21 protein-coding genes are annotated in these 22,006 nt (G+C 68.4%); 15 read left to right on the plus strand and 6 right to left on the minus strand.

Annotated features, from left to right (window positions below; all coding sequences use genetic code 11):
• The first annotated feature begins 63 nt into the window (after positions 1–63).
• The 7 genes from BKA25_RS01140 (at position 64) to BKA25_RS01170 (ending at position 6,875) form a co-directional block, all read left to right on the plus strand.
• Entirely contained in the window at positions 64–612 is a 549-nt protein-coding gene (locus BKA25_RS01140) for an RNA polymerase sigma factor (protein WP_069852813.1), read from the plus strand.
• A complete protein-coding gene (locus BKA25_RS01145; protein ID WP_069852811.1) occupies positions 606–1,481 on the plus strand; it encodes a hypothetical protein in 876 nt (291 codons plus the stop codon). The genes BKA25_RS01140 and BKA25_RS01145 overlap by 7 nt, the downstream gene beginning before the upstream one ends.
• A gap of 142 nt (positions 1,482–1,623) precedes the next feature.
• Entirely contained in the window at positions 1,624–3,057 is a 1,434-nt protein-coding gene (gene purB, locus BKA25_RS01150; RefSeq protein WP_069852809.1) for an adenylosuccinate lyase, read from the plus strand.
• Between the two features lie 132 nt (positions 3,058–3,189).
• Complete coding sequence (locus tag BKA25_RS01155; RefSeq protein ID WP_069852807.1) at positions 3,190–3,591, plus strand: hypothetical protein; 402 nt, start codon at positions 3,190–3,192, stop codon at positions 3,589–3,591.
• Between the two features lie 75 nt (positions 3,592–3,666).
• Positions 3,667–4,431, plus strand: coding sequence for an ESX secretion-associated protein EspG (locus BKA25_RS01160; protein ID WP_069852806.1), 765 nt, complete (start codon positions 3,667–3,669; stop codon positions 4,429–4,431).
• 66 nt (positions 4,432–4,497) lie between these two features.
• On the plus strand, positions 4,498–5,871 hold the full coding sequence (locus BKA25_RS01165) for a hypothetical protein (protein ID WP_069852804.1): 1,374 nt from the start codon (positions 4,498–4,500) through the stop codon (positions 5,869–5,871).
• Between the two features lie 122 nt (positions 5,872–5,993).
• Positions 5,994–6,875, plus strand: coding sequence for a phosphoribosylaminoimidazolesuccinocarboxamide synthase (locus tag BKA25_RS01170; protein ID WP_216637917.1), 882 nt, complete (start codon positions 5,994–5,996; stop codon positions 6,873–6,875).
• Here the strand turns inward: BKA25_RS01170 and BKA25_RS01175 are convergent, their stop codons facing one another.
• Positions 6,876–7,064 (minus strand): hypothetical protein, encoded by a 189-nt coding sequence (locus BKA25_RS01175; RefSeq protein WP_069852800.1) that lies wholly within the window; start codon positions 7,062–7,064, stop codon positions 6,876–6,878. It lies immediately after the preceding gene.
• Between the two features lie 56 nt (positions 7,065–7,120).
• On the opposite strand from BKA25_RS01175, the gene purS reads away from it, so the two are divergent.
• The 3 genes from purS to purL are packed head-to-tail and all read left to right on the plus strand — an operon-like array spanning position 7,121 to position 10,379.
• A complete protein-coding gene (gene purS, locus BKA25_RS01180; RefSeq protein WP_069852799.1) occupies positions 7,121–7,360 on the plus strand; it encodes a phosphoribosylformylglycinamidine synthase subunit PurS in 240 nt (79 codons plus the stop codon).
• Positions 7,357–8,028 (plus strand): phosphoribosylformylglycinamidine synthase subunit PurQ, encoded by a 672-nt coding sequence (gene purQ, locus BKA25_RS01185; RefSeq protein ID WP_069852797.1) that lies wholly within the window; start codon positions 7,357–7,359, stop codon positions 8,026–8,028. The genes purS and purQ overlap by 4 nt, the downstream gene beginning before the upstream one ends.
• A 5-nt stretch (positions 8,029–8,033) precedes the next feature.
• Positions 8,034–10,379: a phosphoribosylformylglycinamidine synthase subunit PurL gene (gene purL / locus BKA25_RS01190; RefSeq protein WP_375791873.1), complete on the plus strand. Its 2,346-nt coding sequence runs from the start codon at positions 8,034–8,036 to the stop codon at positions 10,377–10,379.
• Positions 10,380–10,458: 79 nt separating this feature from the next.
• Here purL and BKA25_RS01195 read toward each other — a convergent pair whose 3' ends face one another.
• The gene (locus tag BKA25_RS01195; protein ID WP_069854162.1) at positions 10,459–11,280 is read right to left on the minus strand and encodes a lysozyme; all 822 of its coding nucleotides are present in this window, start codon (positions 11,278–11,280) and stop codon (positions 10,459–10,461) included.
• 318 nt (positions 11,281–11,598) lie between these two features.
• Positions 11,599–11,730 carry a hypothetical protein gene (locus tag BKA25_RS27460; protein WP_257786082.1) on the minus strand — a complete coding sequence of 44 codons (132 nt, stop codon included), beginning with the start codon at positions 11,728–11,730 and terminating at the stop codon, positions 11,599–11,601.
• 116 nt (positions 11,731–11,846) lie between these two features.
• Here BKA25_RS27460 and BKA25_RS01200 point away from each other — a divergent pair, with 116 nt between their 5' ends.
• Entirely contained in the window at positions 11,847–12,677 is an 831-nt protein-coding gene (locus BKA25_RS01200; protein ID WP_172803882.1) for an SAM-dependent methyltransferase, read from the plus strand.
• A 355-nt stretch (positions 12,678–13,032) separates the two neighbouring features.
• On the plus strand, positions 13,033–15,186 hold the full coding sequence (locus BKA25_RS01205) for a putative bifunctional diguanylate cyclase/phosphodiesterase (protein WP_084643463.1): 2,154 nt from the start codon (positions 13,033–13,035) through the stop codon (positions 15,184–15,186).
• 15 nt (positions 15,187–15,201) lie between these two features.
• On the opposite strand, the gene BKA25_RS01210 is transcribed toward BKA25_RS01205, so the two are convergent.
• The gene (locus BKA25_RS01210; protein WP_084643462.1) at positions 15,202–17,148 is read right to left on the minus strand and encodes a glycoside hydrolase family 15 protein; all 1,947 of its coding nucleotides are present in this window, start codon (positions 17,146–17,148) and stop codon (positions 15,202–15,204) included.
• A gap of 63 nt (positions 17,149–17,211) precedes the next feature.
• Here BKA25_RS01210 and BKA25_RS01215 point away from each other — a divergent pair, with 63 nt between their 5' ends.
• From BKA25_RS01215 to purM, 3 genes are all read left to right on the plus strand, one after another.
• Positions 17,212–17,592, plus strand: a complete 381-nt coding sequence (locus BKA25_RS01215; protein WP_084643461.1) for a sterol carrier family protein — start codon at positions 17,212–17,214, stop codon at positions 17,590–17,592.
• A gap of 267 nt (positions 17,593–17,859) precedes the next feature.
• On the plus strand, positions 17,860–19,368 hold the full coding sequence (gene purF / locus BKA25_RS01220; RefSeq protein WP_069854159.1) for an amidophosphoribosyltransferase: 1,509 nt from the start codon (positions 17,860–17,862) through the stop codon (positions 19,366–19,368).
• A gap of 205 nt (positions 19,369–19,573) precedes the next feature.
• Positions 19,574–20,650 carry a phosphoribosylformylglycinamidine cyclo-ligase gene (gene purM / locus BKA25_RS01225; RefSeq protein ID WP_069854158.1) on the plus strand — a complete coding sequence of 359 codons (1,077 nt, stop codon included), beginning with the start codon at positions 19,574–19,576 and terminating at the stop codon, positions 20,648–20,650.
• Positions 20,651–20,762: 112 nt separating this feature from the next.
• On the opposite strand, the gene BKA25_RS01230 is transcribed toward purM, so the two are convergent.
• Both BKA25_RS01230 and BKA25_RS01235 read right to left on the minus strand, forming a co-directional pair.
• A complete protein-coding gene (locus tag BKA25_RS01230; protein WP_069852792.1) occupies positions 20,763–20,954 on the minus strand; it encodes a DUF397 domain-containing protein in 192 nt (63 codons plus the stop codon).
• A complete protein-coding gene (locus tag BKA25_RS01235; protein WP_084643460.1) occupies positions 20,926–21,789 on the minus strand; it encodes a helix-turn-helix domain-containing protein in 864 nt (287 codons plus the stop codon). Before BKA25_RS01235 ends, BKA25_RS01230 begins: the two co-directional genes overlap by 29 nt.
• Between the last annotated feature and the right edge of the window lie 217 nt (positions 21,790–22,006).

Consider the following 22,006-nt stretch of genomic DNA (forward strand, 5'->3'; position numbering starts at 1 on the left):
CTCTGCGTGCAACCCATCCGGACCGGGCGCCGTGAGTAAAGGCGTCAGGCCGGAAGGAGAGCGATGCTGGCCGAGGAAGAGCAACAGTTCCGTGCCTTCGCACGGGAACAGGCGGCGGGGCTGAGACGGACCGCCTACCTCATGTGCGGCGATTGGCATCTTGCCGAGGATCTCGTCCAGACGACGCTGATCAAGCTGCACAGAGCCTGGCCGCGAGTCAACCGCAAGGACACGGTGCAGCGGTATGTCCGCATGGTGCTGACCCGTTGTCTGCTGGATGAGCATCGTCGTCCCTGGCGCCGTAGGGAGCGGCGGGACGGCGTCGTCCCGGAAGTGCTGGACACGGCTGCCGACCCGGCCGCAGCAGGTCAACGTGCCTGGGCCAAGAACATGGTGCACCAGGCGCTGACCGAGGTCCCACCACGTCAACGGGCCGTGCTGGTGCTGCGCTACTTCGAGGACCTCTCGGTCGCCGAGGCCGCCGCGACCCTTCGGTGCTCGGAGGGAACGGTCAAAAGTCAGACATCACGCGGGCTGACGGCGCTGCGTGCCGCGATGGAACACCAGGACGAGGGGTTGCTTCGTCCTGCGATGGAGGGGATCGCATGGTGAACGAGGAAGAACTGCGCAACGGCCTACGAGCCGCCGTGACCGAAGAACCGCCGATGCGACTGGACCCCGATCGAATGGCGACGAAGGCGGAGACGCACACCCGTAGGCGGCGGTCCATGCTCGGCGCGGCCGTCGGCACCCTCGCGGTGGTCGGTGCGGTGGCGATCGCGCCGGGGTTGGCGGGGCAGGGGGGCGTGAACGGGACGGCCGGAGTCATCTCCTCATCTATGGCGCCGCCCCCACCCCCCGCTGAAGAACGAAGGGAGCTGAGTGGTCCAGAACAGCTGGAGCTGTTGCCTGCGGGATTCATGCTGGAGGAACCTGCATTCAACTGGCCTCCTGCCGATGTGTCTGCCCCGAACTATTCGAAGGGGGAGCTGTACGAGCGGACTCAGGATCTTCGGCCCTATCTCAAGGACCGTTTCGCCGAGGTGGCTCCAGAAGCGTCGGTGGTCGACCCATCCCTGTTCGGAACCGCAGGCTTTGGTGACCTCGACGACGGCAGCCAAACCGTCGACTCCGCCATATATTTCATCGACTCACAGGGCGACGGCGGAGCCTTCGTCAGCGTGATGGCGGCAGGATCGAGGGTGACGGATCAGTTGTGTCACGACTCCGATCTCGCCTGCGGCTACCTGGTGCTCGACGACGACTCGTTGCTAGTCGCCTCGGTCTCCGATCCGCGGCGTGGGATGCGTCCGTCGATCATCAGCGTCACACATCTGAGGCACGACGGTGAGGCTGTGAGGTTCGCAGGCTACGACTACAACCCCACTGGCGTCGGCGAAGTGAATCAACGTGAGCAGCCCAGCTTGAGCTACGACCAACTTATCGAGCTCGCTACTGACGAAGAGATCACCGTTTTCTGATCGCCATGGCGAAGCAGCCGTGACACCAGCCAGGGGCAGACCCGTTCATGGGTGTGCCCCGACGCTGTTGCAGCAGCCTCACCCGCTGGGTCTCGGACGCTGTCCGTCCAAACCGCCGTCGAGCAGGCCTTAGGCTGACCGGGTGACCGCCAAGCCACCCATTCCCAATGTCCTGGCCGCCCGCTATGCCTCGGTGGACCTCGCCACCCTGTGGTCGCCGACGCACAAGATCGTGCTGGAACGCAGGCTGTGGCTCGCGGTGCTGCGCGCGCAGGCCGAACTGGGTGTCTCGGTGCCCGCCGAGGCCATCGCCGACTACGAGCGGGTGATCGACCAGGTCGACCTGGCCTCGATCGCGGAGCGCGAGCGAGTCAGCCGACACGACGTGAAGGCCAGGATCGAGGAGTTCAACGCCCTCGCGGGCCACGAGCAGGTGCACAAGGGGATGACCTCGCGTGACCTGACCGAGAACGTCGAGCAGCTCCAGATCCGGCTCAGCCTGGTGCACGTCCGCGAACGCGTCGTCGCCCTGCTGACCCGACTCGGGGCGCTGGCGGGCCAGCACGCCGAGCTGGTCATGGCGGGTCGCTCCCATAACGTCGCGGCCCAGGCCACCACCCTGGGCAAGCGGTTCGCCAGCGCCGCCGACGAGTTGCTGGCCGGGCTGGAGCGTCTGGAGGAGCTGCTCGGCCGCTACCCGCTGCGCGGGATCAAGGGACCGATGGGCACCGCCCAGGACATGCTCGACCTGCTCGATGGCGACGCAGGCGCGCTGGCCACCCTGGAGAACACGGTCGCGAGTCACCTCGGCTTCGAGCGGGTACTGACCAGCGTCGGCCAGGTGTACCCGAGGTCCCTGGACTTCGACGTGCTGTCCTGCCTGGTCCAGTTGGCGGCCGCCCCGTCCAGCCTGGCCACGACGGTCCGGTTGATGGCGGGCCACGAGTTGGTCACCGAGGGCTTCAAGGCCGGGCAGGTCGGCTCCAGCGCGATGCCGCACAAGATGAACACCCGGTCCTGCGAGCGGGTCAACGGGCTCGCGGTGGTGCTGCGGGGCTACTCCTCGATGGTCGGTGAGCTGGCGGGCGACCAGTGGAACGAGGGCGACGTCTCCTGCTCGGTGGTGCGCCGGGTCGCGCTGCCCGATGCCTTCTTCGCCTTCGACGGCCTGATCGAGACCATGCTCACCGTGCTCGACGAGTTCGGTGCGTTCCCCGCCGTCGTCGACCGCGAGCTGAACCGCTACCTGCCGTTCCTGGCCACCACCAAGGTGTTGATCGCGGCCGTGCGCGCCGGGGTCGGCCGGGAGACGGCTCACGAGGTCATCAAGGAACACGCGGTGGCCGCCGCGCTGGCGATGCGAGAGCAGGGCGCCGAGCAGAACGACCTGCTCGACCGGCTGGCCGCCGATGAACGGCTTCCGCTGGACCGGGCCGCGCTGGCGGAGCTGCTGGCCGACCGGCTTTCGTTCACCGGGGCCGCGACGAGCCAGGTCGAGGCGGTGCTGGGCCGGATCGCGGAGATCGCGGCGCGCTACCCGGCTGCGGCTGCCTACGCGCCCGCCGCAATCCTCTGACCCGGTAGACAACGGCGGGGGGTGTGCCTTGCTTCACCCGGGTTTTCCTGGGAAGGGTGCAAGGTGTCGGGCACATCCTCCGTCGGCGGGGCAGCCCCCGTCCCGGCGGATCGAGGCAGGGGAGCCGAGAACATGGCCGGTCAGGTGAACATCACGACCCCGCTGCCCGCCGCATTGGTCGGGGAAGCGGGCGGCCAGGTCACCAACGCGGGTTTTCAGATCGACATCGAGGCGGTCCCGGTCCTACGGGAACGGCTGCTCGCCGCGATCGACCACCTGCGAGAAGCAGGCGCCTCCGGGCAACAGCTGACGGATCTGAGCCCGCCCGGCGACGACCCGGCGAGCACCGTGGCGGTGGCGGGCTTCGTGGAGCGCGCGGTCGGCCCGACCGGTTCGCTGAGTACCACGGTGGACGCCGCGGTCTCGGCACTGACCGAGGTGGTCGCCCGAATCGACCTGGCCGCCGCTCGATACCGGGCCCTCGATGAGGAACAGGCCGATGGGCTGACCACGTCGTTGCGCCGACCGGGTTGATCCGTCGTTATTGACCCGCGACTCACGGCAGCACTGCAATGATCGCCTCAACTGTCCGATTCGAAAGGACCGTCGTTGCCGATCGTCCTGGACCGACCTGAACTCAACCTGCTGTGGCGACACCTCGACCTCGGTGTCCGACCCCTGACGCTGAACACCCGCGAATGCGGGACGACCCTGGCCGAGAACGCGGAGTTCGACCGGCAGAGCGCGGCGAACCTGCGTGGGCGTGGCCTGCTGCAGGGCGACACCGTGCTGCCCGAACTGGCCGCCGGACTGCGCTGCCTTGCCCGGCCACGCATCGCCGTCGACCTGCGCTGGACCATGGAACCCGGCCGAGAGCTACGGGTGCTGGCCGCAGGCGACGGCGACTCCGGGACCAGGGGCGTGCTCGACGACGAGCGACTCGCCATCGACGAGATCCACCCGGGCGCGGTCGTCGGCGCGATCGTCGAGGTACTCGGCGAGATGCCGGTGGGCGTCGGCCAGGCGGTGAGCGTCCCGGTGCACGTCATCGCGCAGGCGGGGGCGGACGGCCGTCGATCGGATGCCCGCTTCGAGGATGGCCTGGTGGAACTCGGCGTCCGCTCGGGTGAGGCCAGAGGAATCCTGGCGATGCTCGGCGGCGCCCGACTGCGGGCCGGGCAGATCGGTGTCACCGGCTGGGACCGAGCGGGCCAGCGGCGCCGCGCGCCCTGGGTCATCGACGTCTACGACACCGTGCAGGGACGCTATGCGGTGCACCATCGCGATGACTGGGTCACCGTGGCCCCCGCAGGCACAGCCCGGATCGCGGAGATGATCCGCGAACTGCTCGAAACGCTGCACGAGGCGGGTTGATCGCGTGCGACTCCAGCCCGATGAACCCCGCCGCCGACACCGTGTTCCGACGAGGAGGCACGCGAGATGACCGGGACCAACTGGGACGGCATCGGCCACCAACAGCTGGTCGATTGGTTCACCGGAGGCTCGACCGACACGGCTACCGAGTCGGCGGTCCGGTGGCGGGAACACATCGCGGGCAGCTTCGGACAGGTCTCCGAACTCATCGAGGGCGCACTGCGGGACAGCGGCGCGGTGTGGCATGGCGCGGCGGCCGAGTCGATGCGCGACGGGGTGTCCCCACTCGCACGGTTCGCCCTGGACGCCCAGGATGCGTCGGTGCGGGTCGGGGACGGTGTCCAGCGGTGGGCGGAGGCATTCGACCACGTCAAACGTGAGATGCCCGCGCCGATCCGGATCACCGACGACGAGGCCTGGCGCGACAGGGCGGTGGCCGCGTTGATCGGCACCGTCACCGACCGCGAGGAGAACGAGGGACAGGCCAGGGACGCCGAGGAGCGTGCCAGGGACCTGGCGCGTGCCTACGAGGCGATGGTCGACGAGACGGTGGGGCAGTTGCCGTTCTTCGCGCCGGTCCCGCTGGCCGCGCCGGGACCGGGCGAGCGATCTCCCGGACCGGGTTCGAGCCGGCCGCAGCAGCCTGCCGGCTCCGGCGGGCAGGCCGGGCCGGGTGCGGGGGCGCGTCCGGTTCCGCCGAGCTCGGTGCCTGCGCCGGGGCCGCCCGGGACGGGGATGCGCGCTCCGCAGCCGGGTTCGATGTCGCCCGAACAGTTCGGCAGGCCGCCCGCCGGCCCGGCCGTACCGATGGGGCCACCGGCATCCGGTAGCAGGCCACCGTCCGTTGCTCCCGTTCCGCAGGCCCCGATGCCACAGGCTGCGACGCCGCAGGCCCCGATCCCCCAGCCGCCGCAGACTCCGGCGCCGCCCGCGCCTGCTCTTGGTCCGCCTGCGGCATCCGCACCGCAGGCTTCGAGTCCGCAGCAGACTCCGGCGCCGGTGCCGCACACCCCGACCACCGCCCCCGCGACTCCGCAGGCAGGCACCGCGCAACCGCCTCGACCGCCGCAGCCAACGGCACCGACCGCCCCGCCGCCGCCCGTCCGACCGATCGCCCCGGCACCGGCGCTGGCGCCGGCACCCAACCCCACCCTCGCCGAGCAGTTCGGCCCGTCGGCCACTCGCGCGGCGGGCTCGACCGGCGCGGGCTCCGGAACGGGCGCGACCTCGACGGGCGCGACCGGGCCCAACACCCCGTTCCAACCCTCGGTGCTGGATCGACCGGCGTGGGGTGCAGGCTCCGCGCCCCGAAACACCGGCGCGCCCCGGTCCTCGGCGGGCGACGATCCCGAGTACCTCGAATCGGTCGACGAGATGTGGGGCGACACCGGCCACGCCGCCCCGGCGGTGCTCGGCGGTGATCGAAGGGACGAACGCTGACCGCCGACGCGTGTCCCGGCCTCGACGATCCACACCAGCGGCCCGCGACCGCCGCGCACGGCGAACCCGAACACGACGAGTTCGCGTGTCCACCCACACGTTAGGGTCACGCCGTGAGTGACCTGGTGCTAGCCGACTATCCGCTGATCGCCGAGGGCAAGGTCCGTTCCCTGCATTCGGTGGACGACGACCACCTGCTGTTGGTGGCGTCCGACCGGATCTCCGCGTTCGATCACGTGCTCGACACCCCGATCCCGGACAAGGGTCGCGTCCTCACCGCGATGAGCGTGTTCTGGTTCGAAGAGCTCGCCGACCTGGTGCCCAACCACCTGGTGGCCTGGGACGACGACCGCATCCCCGCAGAGGTGCGCGGCCGGGCCCTGCTCGTGCGCAGGCTGACGATGCTGCCGGTGGAATGCGTCGCCCGCGGCTACCTCTCGGGTTCCGGGCTGCTGGACTACCGGCGCACCTCGACGGTGTGCGGCGTCACCCTGCCCGCCGGGCTGACCGAGGCATCCCGACTGCCGGAACCGATCTTCACCCCCGCGACCAAGGCCGACCTCGGCGATCACGACGAGAACGTGTCCTTCGACCACGTGGTGCGCACCGTGGGTGCCGAGCGGGCCGAACAGCTGCGCGACCTCACCCTGCGGATCTACTCGGCGGGCGCCCGCCTCGCGGAGAGCCGAGGCGTGATCCTGGCGGACACCAAGTTCGAGTTCGGTCTGGATGCCGACGGCGAACTGGTGATCGGCGACGAGGTGTTGACGCCGGACTCCTCGCGTTTCTGGCCCGCCGCCGACTACGAACCGGGTCGCAACCAGGCATCCTTCGACAAGCAGATCATCCGCAACTGGCTGCTCTCCGAGGAATCCGGTTGGGATCGGGCGTCGGACAGCCCGCCGCCCCCGCTGCCCGCCGCCGTCGTGCAGCGAGCATCGGACCGGTATCGCGAGGCATACGAGCTGATCAGCGGCCGATCCTTCGCCGACTGGCCCGCCTGATCAGGCCAGCGAGGCCAACACCGCCGACTCCCCGTCGGCCGTCGCCACGGGAAGTGAGCAGAAGTCCTGCTCGCGCGGCGCAGCGCCGGGAAGAAGCCGAGCGGTCCGCAGGAACCGCAGGGGGAAGGGTTTTCGGCAGCCCTGAGCACCCACGTTGCCCAGCCCGCCCGACCGGCCGGGCGAAACCACAGCTCAGGTAGCCTCGAACCCACATTCCGCCGACCTGAACAGCTGGAGCAGCAGCAGTGGCCCGAGTCGTCGTCGACGTCATGCCCAAGCAGGAGATCCTCGACCCCCAAGGCCAGGCGGTGGCGGGCGCGTTGCCCCGGCTCGGCTTCGAGGGCGTCGCGAGCATCCGTCAAGGCAAGCATTTCGAGCTGGAGGTCGACGACTCCGTCGACGACGCCACGCTCGAGCGCATCGCCGAGACCCTGCTCGCCAACTCCGTTATCGAGGATTGGTCGATCCGAAGGGAACAGTCATGAAGGTCGGGGTGATCACCTTCCCCGGCACCCTCGACGATGTCGATGCGGCCCGCGCGGTCCGACTGTCGGGCGCCGAGGCGGTCTCGCTGTGGCACCGCGACGCCGACCTTCGCGGCGTCGACGCCGTGGTGGTGCCCGGTGGATTCTCCTACGGCGACTACCTGCGTTGCGGCGCGATCGCCAGCTTCGCCCCGGTGATGACCGAGGTCGTCGCGGCGGCGGGTCGGGGGATGCCGGTACTCGGCATCTGCAACGGCTTCCAGATCCTGTGCGAGGCGGGACTGCTGCCGGGCGCCTTGGTCCGCAACGCCGGGCTGCACTTCGTCTGCCGCGACCAGTGGCTGAGCGTCGAGCGCACCGATACCGCCTGGACCAGCCGTTACGAGCAGGGCGCCCAGATCATCGTGCCGTTGAAGTCGATGGAGGGCCGCTACGTCGCCGACGAGGCCACCCTCGATTCCCTGGAGGGCGATGGCCGAGTGGTGATGCGCTACCTCGGCGATGCCCCCAACGGCGCACTGCGGCAGATCGCGGGCATCAGCGACCCGAGCGGCCGCATCGTCGGCATGATGCCGCACCCCGAACACGCCGTCGACGCCCTGACCGGCCCCAGTGACGACGGCCTCGGAGTCTTCCTGTCCCTCCTCGACGCGATGGTGAGCGTGTGACCAGCATCGATCAGATCGGCGACACGAAGGCCGATCAGCAGCTCGGCGAGCAGCACGTCGACACGGTGGAGCACGCCCGTGCGACCCCCGACATCGCCCAGCCGCATCGAGAACTCGGTGTGAAGGACGACGAGTACCAGCGCATCCGGGAGATCCTGGGCAGGCGGCCGACGGACGCCGAACTGGCCATGTACTCGGTGATGTGGAGCGAGCACTGCTCGTACAAGTCCTCCAAGGTGCACCTGGGCTACTTCGGTGAGACCACCACCGAGGAGATGCGCTCCACCATGCTCGCGGGCATCGGTGAGAACGCGGGCGTGATCGACATCGGTGGCGGCTGGGCCGTCACCTTCAAGGTCGAGTCGCACAACCACCCCTCGTACGTGGAGCCGTACCAGGGCGCCGCCACCGGTGTCGGCGGCATCGTCCGCGACATCATGGCGATGGGTGCCCGACCGATCGCCATCGCCGACCCGCTGCGCTTCGGCCCCGCCGATGCCCCCGACACCAAGCGGGTACTGCCCGGCGTGGTCGCGGGCGTCGGTGGCTACGGCAACTGTCTCGGCCTGCCCAACATCGGCGGCGAGGTCGTCTTCGACGAGACCTACGCGGGAAATCCGCTGGTCAACGCACTCTGCATCGGATCGATGCGTGTCGAGGACCTGCACCTGGCCCACGCTTCCGGCGTCGGGAACAAGGTCATCCTCTTCGGTGCTCGGACCGGCCTCGACGGCATCGGCGGCGTGTCGGTACTGGCCTCGGACAGCTTCGCCGGTGACGACGCGGGCGGCGGGCGCAAGAAGCTGCCCAGCGTCCAGGTCGGCGACCCCTTCGCGGAGAAGGTGCTCATCGAGTGCTGCCTGGAGCTGTTCGGCAGCAGGCTCGTCGCCGGAATCCAGGACCTCGGCGGAGCGGGCCTGTCCTGCGCCACCTCCGAGCTGGCCTCGGCGGGCGACGGCGGAATGCGCGTCGAGCTGGACCGAGTGCCGCTGCGGGCCACCGGGATGACCCCGGCCGAGGTGCTCTCCAGCGAGTCGCAGGAGCGCATGTGCGCCGTCGTCCGGCCGGAGGACGTGGACGCCTTCCTCGCGGTGTGCGAGAAGTGGGACGTCACCGCGACCGTGATCGGCGAGGTCACCGAGGTCACCGAGGAGGAGGCCGCCAGGGGCGGCAGGTTGGTGATCACCTGGAACGGTGAGGTCGTCGTCGACGTGCCGCCCAGGACCGTGGCACACGAGGGCCCGGTCTACCGGCGTCCGGTGGCCAGGCCCGCCGACCAGGACGAACTCGTCGCCAACGACACCGCCGGGCTCACGCGACCCGACGGTGCGCAGGAACTGAGCGACACGCTGCTGCGGATGATCTCCTCCCCGAACCTGGCCAGCCGGGGCTGGGTGACCGACCAGTACGACCGCTACGTGCAGGGCAACACCGTGCTGTCCCAGCCTGCGGATGCGGGCATGGTCCGAGTCGACGAGCGCACCGGGCTGGGCGTGGCGGTGGCCACCGACTGCAACGGGCGCTACTGCAGGCTCGATCCGTACACCGGTGCGCAGCTGGCACTGGCCGAGGCGTATCGCAACGTCGCGGTGAGCGGCGCGGTGCCCGCAGCTGTGACGAACTGCCTGAACTTCGGTTCGCCCGAGGACCCGGGCGTGATGTGGCAGTTCGAGCAGGCCGTGCGTGGTCTGGCCGATGGCTGCCGCGAACTGGGCATCCCGGTCACCGGCGGCAACGTCAGCTTCTACAACCAGACCGGTGCCACGGCGATCCTGCCGACGCCGGTGGTGGGCGTGCTCGGCGTGATCGACGACGTCCGCAAGCGGATTCCGAATGGGATCGGCAACGAGGCGGGGGAGTCCCTGCTGCTTCTGGGGACCACCGCCGACGAGTTCGACGGCTCCGAATGGGCCAAGGTCGTGCACGGACACCTCGGTGGTCGCCCGCCGAAGGTGGATCTGGCCGCCGAGCGTCTGCTGGCGGAGATCCTGTTCGCGGGCTCCCGGGACGGCATGGTCTCGGCGGCGCACGATCTGTCCGAGGGTGGATTGGCGCAGGCCGTGGTCGAGGCGGCGCTGGCAGGCCAGACGGGCTGCCGGATCGTGCTGCCTGAGGATGCCGACCCGTTCGTGTGGTTGTTCTCGGAGTCGGCCGGTCGGGCGTTGGTCTCGGTGACCCGCACCGAGGAACTGCGGTTCACCGACATGTGCACCATGCGCGGCCTGCCGTGGACGAAGGTCGGCGTGGTCGACCCGGCGGCCGAGGCCGTCGAGATCCAAGGTGTCGGATCCTTCCCGCTCGCCTCGCTGCGAGAGGCCTGGGAGGGCACGCTGCCCGCACTGTTCGACTGAGTGTTCTGCTGAAACCCCGCAGCGGGGTGCGCTCCTGATCGGGAGCGCACCCCGCTGCGGTTCCACCGCCCGTCCGTGATCAGCCGTTGGCGAGTGCCTTGAGTCGGTCGGGCGCCCCGTTGAACCAGTTCTGGTCACCGGGGAAGATCCCGCTGTCGGAGTACTGCCAGATGGTCTGGAATCCCCAGCCGTTTGGCAGGGTGCCCACCGAGCCCGCATACCTGGCCACCCACAACGGGTTGGTCGCGCCGAAGCTCCCGTTGTTGCCGGTGCAGGTCTGCCACCAACTCGTACTCGTGTAGATGGTGGGATAACGGCTGGTCAGCCGGTGTACCTCGTTGCTGAAGTCCCGGATCCAGGTCACCATCTGCGACTGGGAGAGGCCATAGCAGGTGTTGCCGTAGGGGTTGTACTCGATGTCCAGCGCGGGCGGCAGCGTCTTGCCATCGGCCGACCAGCCACCGCCGTTGGACACGAAGAACTTGGCCTGCGTTGCGCCATTGGATCGGTCGGGAAGGGCGAAGTGGTAGGCGCCCCGGATCAATCCGGCGTTGTAGGAGCCGTTGTACTGGTGGGCGAAGTCCTTGTTGCGGAATCCGGTGCCCTCGGTGGCCTTGACGTAGGAGAAGTGGGCGCCGTCGCGGGCTGCCTTGTTCCAGTCGACGGTGCCCTGCCAGCCGCTCACGTCCATGCCGTGGGTCTGGGTGACCGATGCGACTCGCGGATCGGGGCTGCCGCTGCGGCCCTCGTGCTTCATGATCTGCGACCCCGCGTAGTGCTCGTCCGAGCCTTCCGGCAGTGGCGTGCTTGCGGCGGTCTGGTGGGCATCGGAGGTCGGGTTGCTCGCGACGGCAGGCGCCACGGCGCCGAACAACAGCAGCGTTGCGGTGGCGGCGATCATGCCGGTTCTGACGCGCAGGCGATTCGTCTTGGTCAACTGGCACCCCTACGTGAGTCTTACCGGGATATCCGGTGCGGCGTGAGTGTCGGCGAATACTTCCTGAATATGAAGGGAAGTTCGTGATTTCTCGACTCACCGTATGTCGAATGACTCGGTCGCGCGCGGAGGTCATCCGCCAAGTGGGTCAGCTGGGTGACTGCGAGTCGATCATTACCAGGCACCGGCCACGGGTCGGAAACTTCATCGCCCCGGTCGGGTGATCGACGGTGAAACGGCACCGTGCCGATCTCGACGTGCGGTCGATGTCCGGGATCACGCTTATCCCGAGGTGTCACCGGCGTTGACCAGCGCGATCTCGGGGGTATCCGCGGCGAATCCGGTGATCGAGGAGGTGTTCGCGACCGGTTGTCCACACTGTCCCGTCTCCCCGCCACGACCGGTGTCGCCCACCGGCGAACCAAAACCGACAGAAGGCCACGGAACGCGCTCCTGCGGTGACGGCGGGCAACCGAAGGGGCCTATGATTATCGCCTGATCGAGTGGCATTGGCGATGAGGAGTCTTTCCGTGGCAGGAGAACGTCCGTCGTGGGCGCCCACCGAGGTCGATGTCGAGCGCCCGAGCGCGGCCCGGATGTACGACTATTTCCTAGGCGGTGCGCATAACTTCGCCGTCGATCGCCAGATGGCCGATCAGGTGATCGCCACCTTCCCCGGCACCCGCCGATTCGCCCAACTCAACAGGTCGTTCCTGCGTTGGTCGGTGCGCCTGCTGTTGGACTCCGGCGTCCGCCAGTTCATCGATCTCGGCTCCGGCATTCCCACCGTCGGCAACGTCCACGAGACCGCGCAACGCATCGATGCGGACGCCCGAGTGGTCTATGTCGACAACGACCCGGTCGCCTATGCACACAGTCGGTCGATCCTCGGCAAGAACAACGGGGCCGCCGCCATCAACGCCGATCTGCGCGACGTCGATGCCGTCCTCGCCGATCCGACCCTGCGCGGCCTGATCGACCTCGACCAGCCGGTCGGCCTGCTGACCGTCGCGGTGCTGCACTTCATCCCCGATTCGGATGATCCGAGTGCCATCCTCGGTCGCTATCACGACGCGGTCGTCTCGGGCAGTCACCTCGTCGTCTCCCATGGGCTGGCCGAGCCGAGGCAGGAGGGCGAACGGGAGGACGATCGGTCGACCACGGTCAAGAAGGTCTACAGCCGGAGCGCGACACCGTTGACCCTGCGCAGTGAATCCGAGGTCGCGGCGCTCTTCGGTCGATTCGCGATCCTCGAGCGTCCCGGCCTGGTCAACGCGGGTCTCTTCAGCGGCGGCGACTACTACGACGGCCCCGACGCGGACTGGGGTCCGGGTGTGGTGGGCATCGGCCGGAAGGCGTGATCGACGAACATCCTCACAAGATCGTCCGCGCACCGTATGCTGCCGGACGGCCCGGGAGATCGACGATCTTCCACGGCCGTGGAAGGAGGGGTGCGGTGCGGGTCCACCGGACACCTCAAGATCATCAACTTCGCCGCCCGCAGTCACCCGGACGCGATGGGCGACGGTACGCGGGGCGAGCCATGTCCCCGGGGGTTACTCTCGAACCCGTGGTTGACGATCCGGTTACGGCCTGGTCCCACGGAACGATTTCCGGGGTGGCGCGGCGAGCCCGCCCGTCGTTCGGCGCCCGGTCGACGCAGGCCGGCTCCCTGACCCGGCGGTCCCAAGTTCGTGAGCAGGCATCGACGTGCGCATGACGGAGCGATCCAGCGACCTCGCCGGAGCCGCCGGATCCAACGGCGACACCTCCGCCGCAGCAAGCAGGCTGGCGCAGGTATGGGCTGCGGTGATCAACGGGACCAGTTACGTCTCGATGTCACAGGACGAGGTGGTCGACTACCTCGGCGGCCTGTCGACCCGCATCTTCGAGATCCTCACCGGCGACCCGTTCAACGCGCGACCCGCCTGGGACATCGGCGTCGATCTGGTGGACAGCCACTTCACCAGTTCCGCCACCCTCGAACGCAGCATCGCACTCCTCGGCGACGAGGTCCGCCAGACCATGCCTGAGCTGTCCGTCGAACGGCTCTCCGCTGTTCAGGGGGCCATCGCAGGCGGCTACGGCTACGCATTGCGCCAGCGCACCCTGCACGAGCAGGAGGCCATCCGCGAGGCGGTGCTGGACGCCAGGGAACAGGCCGAGGCCGCGCTCCGCGCCAGCGAGGCCCGTTTCCGGGCCCTGTTCACCGAGGCGGCCATCGGCATCGGACTCGCCGATGTCGAGGGCAAGATGCTCGACGCGAACCTCGCCCTGCAACAGATGCTCGGTTACTCACTGGAGGACTTCCGGGCCTACCACCTGCACGAATTCCTCCATGCGGGCGACCCCGAGTCCACCCACGAGGCATACCGGCAGCTGACCAGGGGCGACCGGGAGTTCTTCCGCGCGGAGAAGCAGTTCTTCCGCAGCGATGGCGACTCGGTGTGGACCAACCTGACGGTCTCCCTGGTGCGCGGGCCGGGCGGCGAGCCGCAGTACCAGCTCGCGATGATGGAAGACGTCACCGACCGCCACCAGCTGCAGGACCGGCTCCGCTACCAGGCCCTGCACGACCCGCTCACCGGGCTGGCCAACCGCGCGCTGTTCCTCGATCGGCTCGCCCGGGTCTTCAACCGGCCGGAACCCGACCGACGGGTCGGCCTCTGCTTCATCGACCTCGACGGTTTCAAGGTCATCAACGACAGTCTCGGCCATCACATCGGCGATGAGCTGCTGGTCGCGGTGGCCAAACGACTCACATCGACCGTCGCACCGAACGACCGCCTGGTCGCCCGGCTCGGCGGCGACGAGTTCGTGCTGCTCGCCGAGCGCAGCACCGGCACCGAACAGCTCATCGAGATGGGCGATCAGGTGCTGGACGTGCTCACCGAACCCATCCGGATCGGCGGCCACCAACTATCGGTGTCGGCCAGCGTCGGCATCGTCGAACGACCGGTGATCGCAGGCGGATCCGGGGACCTGGTTCGAGACGCCGACGTCACGCTGTACTGGGCCAAGGCAGAGGGCAAGAGCAGGTGGGCGCTGTTCGACCCGGACCGCAACGCCCGTGAGGTCGCCAGGTTCCGGCTGTCGGCGACGATGCCCGCCGCCCTGGAACGCGAAGAGTTCTACGTCGACTACCAGCCCTTGGTGGCCTTGGCCGACGGACGGGTCATCGCGGTCGAGGCGCTCGTGCGCTGGCAGCATCCCGAACACGGACTGCTCGCTCCGGACCGGTTCATCGGGCTGGCCGAGGAGACCGGCCTGATCGTCCAGCTCGGGCGCTGGGTACTGGAACACACCTGTAAGCAGGCACGACGCTGGAGCGACGAGTTCGGCGACGATGCGCCTTTCGTGAGCGTCAACCTGGCGGCCCGGCAATCGCGGGATCCCGCGCTGGTCAGCGACGTGGAAGCCATTCTCCGCAAGACCGGCCTGCGCGCGGGACAGCTCCAACTGGAGCTCACCGAGAGCGCCGTGATGGGAACCGCGGAAGACCAGACCAGCGCGCTGCGCAAGCTCTACGACATGGGCATCCGGATCGCCATCGACGACTTCGGCACCGGCTACTCCAACCTCGCCTACCTGCGACGACTGCCCGTGCACGAACTCAAGATCGCCGGTTCCTTCGTCGAAGGCCTGCGGGTCGCGGGCAAACCCGACCCGGTGGACGAGCAGATCGTGGGGGCGTTGGTCACCCTCGCCCACGCGTTGGGCCTCACCGTCACCGCCGAGGGCGTCGAGACCGCCGCCCAGGCGGAACGGCTGCGCGACATCGGCTGCGAGGCCGGGCAGGGCTGGTATTTCGCCCGCCCCGGTCCGCCTGCGGCGATCAACCGGCTGCTGGCCGCCCAGCGCAGGCGCTGAAGAGACGGGCGACCCTCAGTCGCCCAAGCCGCGACCATGCCGGTGGGCGTGCCGATGCCTGCTCCGGCCGCGCCGATCGTGGCCGTGCCGACCGAAGCCCTCCAAGGCCAGCAACGCAGCCGAATCGACCATCGCCAGATGGCTGAAGGCCTGCGGGAAGTTGCCGGTGAAGCGCTGCGTTTCGGCGTCGAACTCCTCCGAGTACAGCCCGACGTCGTTGGCCGAGTCCACCAGCCGGGTGAACATGGCCAGCGCATCCTCGCGTCGTCCTGCGTGCACCAGCGCGTCCACCAGCCAGAAGGAACACGCGATGAAGGAACCCTCGCTACCGCTGAGCCCATCGACCGGGGAGATGCCCGGCTCGGTCGAATAGCGGTCCACCAGATCGCCATGGCGCAGCTTGCGATCGATCGCCTCGATCGTGCGCACGATCCGCTCATCGGTGCCGGGCAGAAACCCCAGCGTGGGCAGAAGCAGGGTCGCGGCGTCCAACTCGGTGCCACCGTAGTACTGGGTGAACGCGCCGACCTGCTCGTTCCAGCCGTGCTCCAACACCTCGGCGTGCACCTGGTCGCGCAACTCACGCCAGCGCTGCACCGGCCCCGGCAGATCGAACTGCTGAATCGCCCGCACCGCACGATCGAAGGCGACCCACACCATCACCCTGGAATGGGTGAAATACCGCTCCGGGCCCCGCACCTCCCACAACCCACGGTCCGGCAGCTGCCAGATGCGTTCCAGGTCGTGCAGCAGGGCGCGTTGCAGCGCCCAGGACGCCGTCGTCTCGGCGAGACCGCGCTCCCGCGCCAACTGGAGGGCGTCCATCACCTCGCCGTAGACGTCGAGCTGCCGTTGCCGGAACGCGTCGTTGCCGATGCGGACCGGTTGGGCGCCCTGATAGCCCGTCAGCCACTCCGGGTGCCATTCGAGCAGGTGCCTGCGGCCGTCGATGCCGTACATGATCTGTAGATCCGCCGGGTCGCCCGCCACCGCCCGCAGCAGCCAGTCCCGCCAGGACTCGGCCTCTGCGGAACAGCCCAACGAGTCCAACGCCAACAGGGTGAGCGTGGCGTCCCGCAGCCAGCAGTAGCGATAGTCCCAGTTCCGGGCGCCGCCCAATGCCTCCGGCAGCGAGGTGGTCGGCGCGGCGACGATGCCGCCGCTCGGCGCGTAGATCAGGCCCTTGAGGGTGATCAACGAGCGTCGGACCGCCGTTTCGTGCGGGCCCCGATAAAGGATTCGGGACGTCCAATCCCGCCAGAATTCCTCGGTGTTGCGCAGGCACTCGCCCGGATCGACCCAGCCGGGCGGGTCCTCGGCAGACCAGGTGTACTGCATCACCCACGCGCGGCTCTCGCCCGCTCCGATGGTGAAGATCGCCTCGTGCGCTCGACGGTCGCCGACCGGACGCGGCAACGGCTCGCCGCGCAACACGACCGAATCCGGTCCCGCCACCGCGAAGATGCATTCCTCCGAGTCAGGTTCCTGCACGCGGCGTACCCAGGGCACCGAATCGGCGTAGGCGAAGCGCACCACCCAGTCGAGCCGCATCTGCACCGAGCCCGAGATGCACTGCACCTTGCGGATCAAGCGCATCGGAAGTTCCTGGTCACCCGGATGCGGTTCCATCGCATCGATCAGCCGCACGACGCCGTGCACGGTGTGGAAATCGGTCTCCAACACCATGGTGTCCTCGCGGTATCGCCGCCGAACCTCCTGGACCTCCTCGACCGGCGCGATCCGCCAATGTCCGGCGCGGTCGTCGGCGAGCAACCGGGAGAAGCACGATGGCGAGTCGAAGTGGGGCACGCACAGCCAGTCGATCGACCCGTCCTTGCCCACCAGCGCCGCCGTGCGCAGATCGGAGAGCAACGCGTAGTCCTCGATGGGCCCGGGTTGCCCGGCACCGCTGGCCGGTGGCACGCCCGGCGAGGGCAGGTGTGGCTTCGCGGACAGCCCCATCGGCCAACCGTAGGCCCGCCGACCCGACTATGCCGGGGAAGCCGCCTGGTTAGGCTGACGTCCATGGCTGGCACGCGTCGAGTCGACCCACATGAGCTGGTAGCCGCGGTGACGGCGGTGCGGGAGTGGCTCGTCGCCGACGGCGAGCAACCACCTCGGCCGGTGCTGGCCTCGGCGGTACGCCTCAGCCTGCGCACCCTGGAGCAGACCGCGCCGGGCCACACCGTGGAGGTGCGGGTGCCGCCCTTCGCCGCCGTGCAGTGTGTCGCGGGACCCCGGCACACCCGAGGCACCCCGCCCAACGTCGTGGAGACCGACCCCCGCACCTGGCTCGAACTCGCCACAGGCAGCCTGGCCTGGGCGGATGCGGTGTCAGCCGGGCGGGTCGATGCCTCCGGTTCGCGCGCCGACATCTCCCACTGGCTCCCGCTGCTGTCGGTCTGAGGGGCGCGTTCGACGTCGAACACGCGGCGACGAGCCCGCCACTCGAATGAGTTCTACGTCACTCGGCGGCCGCACTTAGCCCGAACGGCGCCCCGGCGACGGGGTGCGGAGGCGCGCGACTCATCGGCGAGATGGCCGCTCGGACTACACTCGGGCGGTATCCCGCCTTCCATCCATAGGGAGATCTCGGTGGTCGTCCACCAACCGGCGGCAGCAGCAGACGCCAACGGCACAGCGAAGGCAACCCCCAACCCCACATCGGTCGACATCGATACGGACGTTCCTCGCGAGGAATGCGGTCTGTTCGGCGTGTGGGCCCCCGGCGAAGAGGTTGCGAAGATCACCTTCTACGGGATCTACGCTCTGCAACACCGGGGCCAGGAAGCGGCGGGCATCGCCGTCGGCGACGGGCGCAAGGTCGTGGTCTACAAGGACCTCGGCCTGGTCAGCCAGGTCTTCGACGAGCAGGTGCTCTCCTCGCTTCGAGGGCACGTCGCCGTCGGCCACACCAGATACTCCACGACCGGTTCCGGTAAGTGGGAGAACGCCCAGCCGATCTTCCGCACCACCGCGACCGGCAGCGGACTGGTGCTCGGCCACAACGGCAACCTGGTGAACACCGCCGAGCTGTTGGCGCGCTCCGCGGAGCTCGGCATCGTCGGCAACTCCAACGACATGGCGGCCACCACCGACTCCGACCTGGTGTGCGGGCTGCTGGCCCACGCCGCTGCGGACATGACGATCGAGCAGGCGGCCCTCGACCTGCTCCCCACGGTCCGAGGTGGGTTCTCGCTCGTCTTCTCCGACGAATCGACCCTCTACGCGGCCCGCGACCCGCAGGGCGTGCGCCCGCTGTGCCTCGGCAGGCTCGAACGCGGTTGGGTCATCGCCAGCGAGACGGCCGCACTGGACATCGTCGGTGCCTCCTTCGTCCGCGAGATCGAACCGGGCGAGCTGCTGGCCATCGACTCCGATGGCCTGCGCAGCTCGCGTTTCGCCTCGCCCGAGCCCAAGGGCTGCCTGTTCGAGTACGTCTACCTGGCTCGTCCGGACACCACCATCTCGGGTCGCTCGGTGCACGCCACCCGCGTCGAGATCGGCCGGAAACTCGCCGAGGAACACCCCGTCGAGGCCGACCTGGTCATTCCGGTGCCGGAATCGGGCACGCCCGCCGCGATCGGCTACGCCCAGGCCTCCGGCATCCCCTACGGCCAAGGCCTGGTCAAGAACTCCTACGTCGGCCGGACCTTCATCCAGCCCTCGCAGACCATCCGCCAGCTGGGCATCCGCCTCAAGCTCAACCCGCTGCGCGACGTGATCCGGGGCAAGCGCTTGGTCGTCGTGGATGACTCGATCGTGCGGGGCAACACCCAGCGGGCCCTGGTGCGCATGCTGCGGGAGGCAGGCGCGCTGGAGGTGCATGTCCGGATCGCCTCGCCGCCCGTGCGGTGGCCGTGCTTCTACGGAATCGACTTCGCCTCGCGGGCAGAACTCATCGCCAACGGCGTCGACATCGACGGGGTACGCCGGTCGGTGGGCGCGGACACGTTGGGCTACGTGTCGCTGGACAACCTGGTCGCGGCCTCCGAGCAACCCAGGACCCGGTTGTGCGCGGCCTGCTTCGACGGTGAGTACCCCATTGCCTTGCCCTCGGATGAGATGCTAGGCAAGAACCTGCTCGAAGCCTGGGACACGGATGCCGCAGGCACCTCGGGGCCCGCCGAACCGGTGGTACCCAGTTCCTACGGGGCGCAGGATGCCGTCGGCCGCCCATAACGGTTTCCTCAACACCTGGTTGGGGCGGCCGCCGTCCGCCGATGGTGCGACAACCGTTACGTTGTGGATCTATGCCAGCGCGTAGCGTGGTTGTCGAGGAAGCTGGCAGGGCCCGCCTCGAGGCGGCGCCGGGCCTGACGAGGCCCTTCGATCCCTCAGATATGTCTTCGGATGACATGGAGCTGTTGTGACTGCCCAGACCGAGATGTCAGGTGCCACCTATGCCGCTGCCGGAGTAGACATCTCCGCTGGTGACGAGGCGGTTGAGCGACTCAAGCCCTGGGCGGCCAGGGCGACTCGTCCTGAGGTGCTCGGCGGGCTCGGTGGTTTCGCCGGGCTCTTCAAGCTGAAGCTGGACCGCTGGCGCGAGCCGGTCATCGCGTCCTCGACCGACGGCGTCGGCACCAAGATCGCCATTGCCCAGGCGTTGGACCGGCACGACACGGTGGGCATCGACCTGGTCGCCATGGTGATGGACGACCTCGTGGTGTGCGGTGCCGAGCCGCTGTTCATGCAGGACTACATCGCGGTCGGCAAGGTCATCCCGGAGCGGATCGCCGAGCTGGTCAAGGGCATCTCCGAGGGTTGTGTCCAGGCGGGTTGCGCGTTGCTGGGCGGCGAGACCGCCGAGCACCCCGGCCTGATGGTGCAGGGCGACTACGACATCTCCGGCACCGGTGTCGGCGTCGTCGAAGCCGATTCCGTGCTCGGCCCCGACCGGGTCCGCCCCGGCGACGTGGTGCTCGCCCTTGGCTCCTCCGGGCTGCACTCCAACGGATACTCGCTGGCCCGGCACGTCCTCCTGGACATCGCACGGATGCCGTTGTCCGGGCATGTCGAGGAGTTCGGCCGCTCGCTCGGCGACGAACTGCTCGAACCGACCCGCATCTACGCCAAGGACTGCCTGGCATTGATCGCCGAGACCGACGTGCGGACGCTGTCCCACATCACCGGTGGCGGTCTGGCCAACAACCTGTCCCGGGTGATCCCCGACGGCCTGACCGCCGTCCTGGATCGGGGAACCTGGACGCCCTCGCCGGTGTTCTCGCTGATCGCCCAGCGCGGTCGGGTGGCACGTGAGGAGATGGAACGCACCTTCAACATGGGCGTCGGCATGGCCGCAGTGGTCGCCGCCGAGGACACCGACCGCGCATTGGCGCTGCTCACCGCCCGCCACGTGCCCGCCTGGGTGCTCGGCGAGGTGGCCCGCTCCGGGGATGTGTCCGCCGACGGCAGCGCAGCCCCGCGCGTGACGATGATCGGACAGCACCCGAGGTTCTGACCTCGTTTCGCGCGGCGAGTTGATATTCAGCCGCTGCGCAGGCTTGGGAAAACCATGGCGAGACACCGGGAGCCCTCCCGGTGTCTCGCTTTTCTCCATGCTTCTCGCTACTTCAGCGCAGCCGGTCGGCTTTGATCGAGGCCAGAAGCGTGCCGAAGGTGCTACGCGTGACGGCGAGCGTGCCGCCATCGGGGTTCTTGCTGTCCCGGATGCCGACTAACTCGGGCAGTCGACCGACCTCGACACAATGGCCTTGTGAGAGGCTGCGTTGCGACTTACGCCAGTTGGTGAAGGACGCTGCCATCGCCGTTCTCCCATCGCGCGTGCTGCTCCGCTATGAGCTCCCGTGATTGCTCGCTGCTCATAGCCTCGGCACGCAGAATATCGGCGACTTGGGTGAAATCTGAAACATGTTCCGCGCGGTCGAGGAACACCGTTGCCCGTCGATGTTCCAAGTGCACGATCGGACGAGCCTTGGAGAATTCGAGCAGCAGGAACGGACCCTCCATTCCGAGATGTGCCTGACCACCAGCCAAGATCCGAATTTCGACGTTCGGGAGATCTGACATGGTCAGCAGATGTCCCAGCTGCTTCGCCATGACCTGGTGACTGCCTACTTTCCGATGCAACACGGTCTCGTCGATCAAGGCGACGTAGTCCAACGGATCATCGCGGGTAAGCACCTCGGCCCTGCCAACCCTGAGTAGGGCAAGTGAGTCAATGTGCGCTGGCGGAACCCGAACGGCCGCGAGGACGCCTCGCGCATAGTCAGGCGTCTGCAGCCAGCCGGGGATGACCAGGCAGGCAACGTCGACCGCCCGAACCGCTTCGCGCTCGAAAGCAATGAGCCTCGAGATCGTTTTCGGTGGCGGTCCGGCCTCGACTTCCAGCCACTCCTGTTCGTCTGATCGTTCTGCCATCGCGACTAGGGCGTCTCGGCGTTCATCGACTACGCCGAGTGCAGTCAGGATGGCCGAGACCTGGCTGGGCTTGGGAGCCTTTCGCCCGTTCTCGAACTTGCTCAACTGAGCTGCGGAGATTCCGCAGGCCGTTGCGAGGGCACGTAGGGACATCTGCTCTCTGGCTTCGCGGAGTCCGGAACCCAGCAGACGGACACGCGAGGTTCCGACGGTCGGCATGCCGGAAGCCTAGTCACCCGACCTGCACGGAGAGTCACCCCTTCAGGGAATACCTATTGTTTCCGGATACATATAGCGTTTCCGTAGTCGTCGAGGTGGCGTGAAAGGAACTCAGGATGCATCCGGGGCTGTACGTGGGATCTCTTTTCCTGGGATCTGGGTTGGTGCTGGTCAACTGGGTTCGTGCGCTGGCTGGATTCCGCCGGTGGGCTCAGGC

The sequence above is a fragment of the Actinoalloteichus hymeniacidonis genome (assembly GCF_014203365.1).
Lineage (GTDB): Bacteria > Actinomycetota > Actinomycetes > Mycobacteriales > Pseudonocardiaceae > Actinoalloteichus_A > Actinoalloteichus_A hymeniacidonis.

Bases quoted from the DNA above. Each gene is read 5' to 3' on its own strand.
- purQ (WP_069852797.1), top strand. From the start codon at position 7,357: ATGAAGGTCGGGGTGATCACCTTCCCCGGCACCCTCGACGATGTCGAT.
- BKA25_RS01145 (WP_069852811.1), top strand. From the start codon at position 606: ATGGTGAACGAGGAAGAACTGCGCAACGGCCTACGAGCCGCCGTGACC.
- BKA25_RS01210 (WP_084643462.1), bottom strand. From the start codon at position 17,148: ATGGGGCTGTCCGCGAAGCCACACCTGCCCTCGCCGGGCGTGCCACCG.
- BKA25_RS01155 (WP_069852807.1), top strand. From the start codon at position 3,190: ATGGCCGGTCAGGTGAACATCACGACCCCGCTGCCCGCCGCATTGGTC.
- purM (WP_069854158.1), top strand. From the start codon at position 19,574: ATGTCAGGTGCCACCTATGCCGCTGCCGGAGTAGACATCTCCGCTGGT.
- BKA25_RS01215 (WP_084643461.1), top strand. From the start codon at position 17,212: ATGGCTGGCACGCGTCGAGTCGACCCACATGAGCTGGTAGCCGCGGTG.
- BKA25_RS01235 (WP_084643460.1), bottom strand. From the start codon at position 21,789: ATGCCGACCGTCGGAACCTCGCGTGTCCGTCTGCTGGGTTCCGGACTC.
- BKA25_RS01165 (WP_069852804.1), top strand. From the start codon at position 4,498: ATGACCGGGACCAACTGGGACGGCATCGGCCACCAACAGCTGGTCGAT.
- BKA25_RS01230 (WP_069852792.1), bottom strand. From the start codon at position 20,954: ATGGCAGCGTCCTTCACCAACTGGCGTAAGTCGCAACGCAGCCTCTCA.
- BKA25_RS01195 (WP_069854162.1), bottom strand. From the start codon at position 11,280: ATGATCGCCGCCACCGCAACGCTGCTGTTGTTCGGCGCCGTGGCGCCT.
- BKA25_RS01205 (WP_084643463.1), top strand. From the start codon at position 13,033: ATGACGGAGCGATCCAGCGACCTCGCCGGAGCCGCCGGATCCAACGGC.
- BKA25_RS01140 (WP_069852813.1), top strand. From the start codon at position 64: ATGCTGGCCGAGGAAGAGCAACAGTTCCGTGCCTTCGCACGGGAACAG.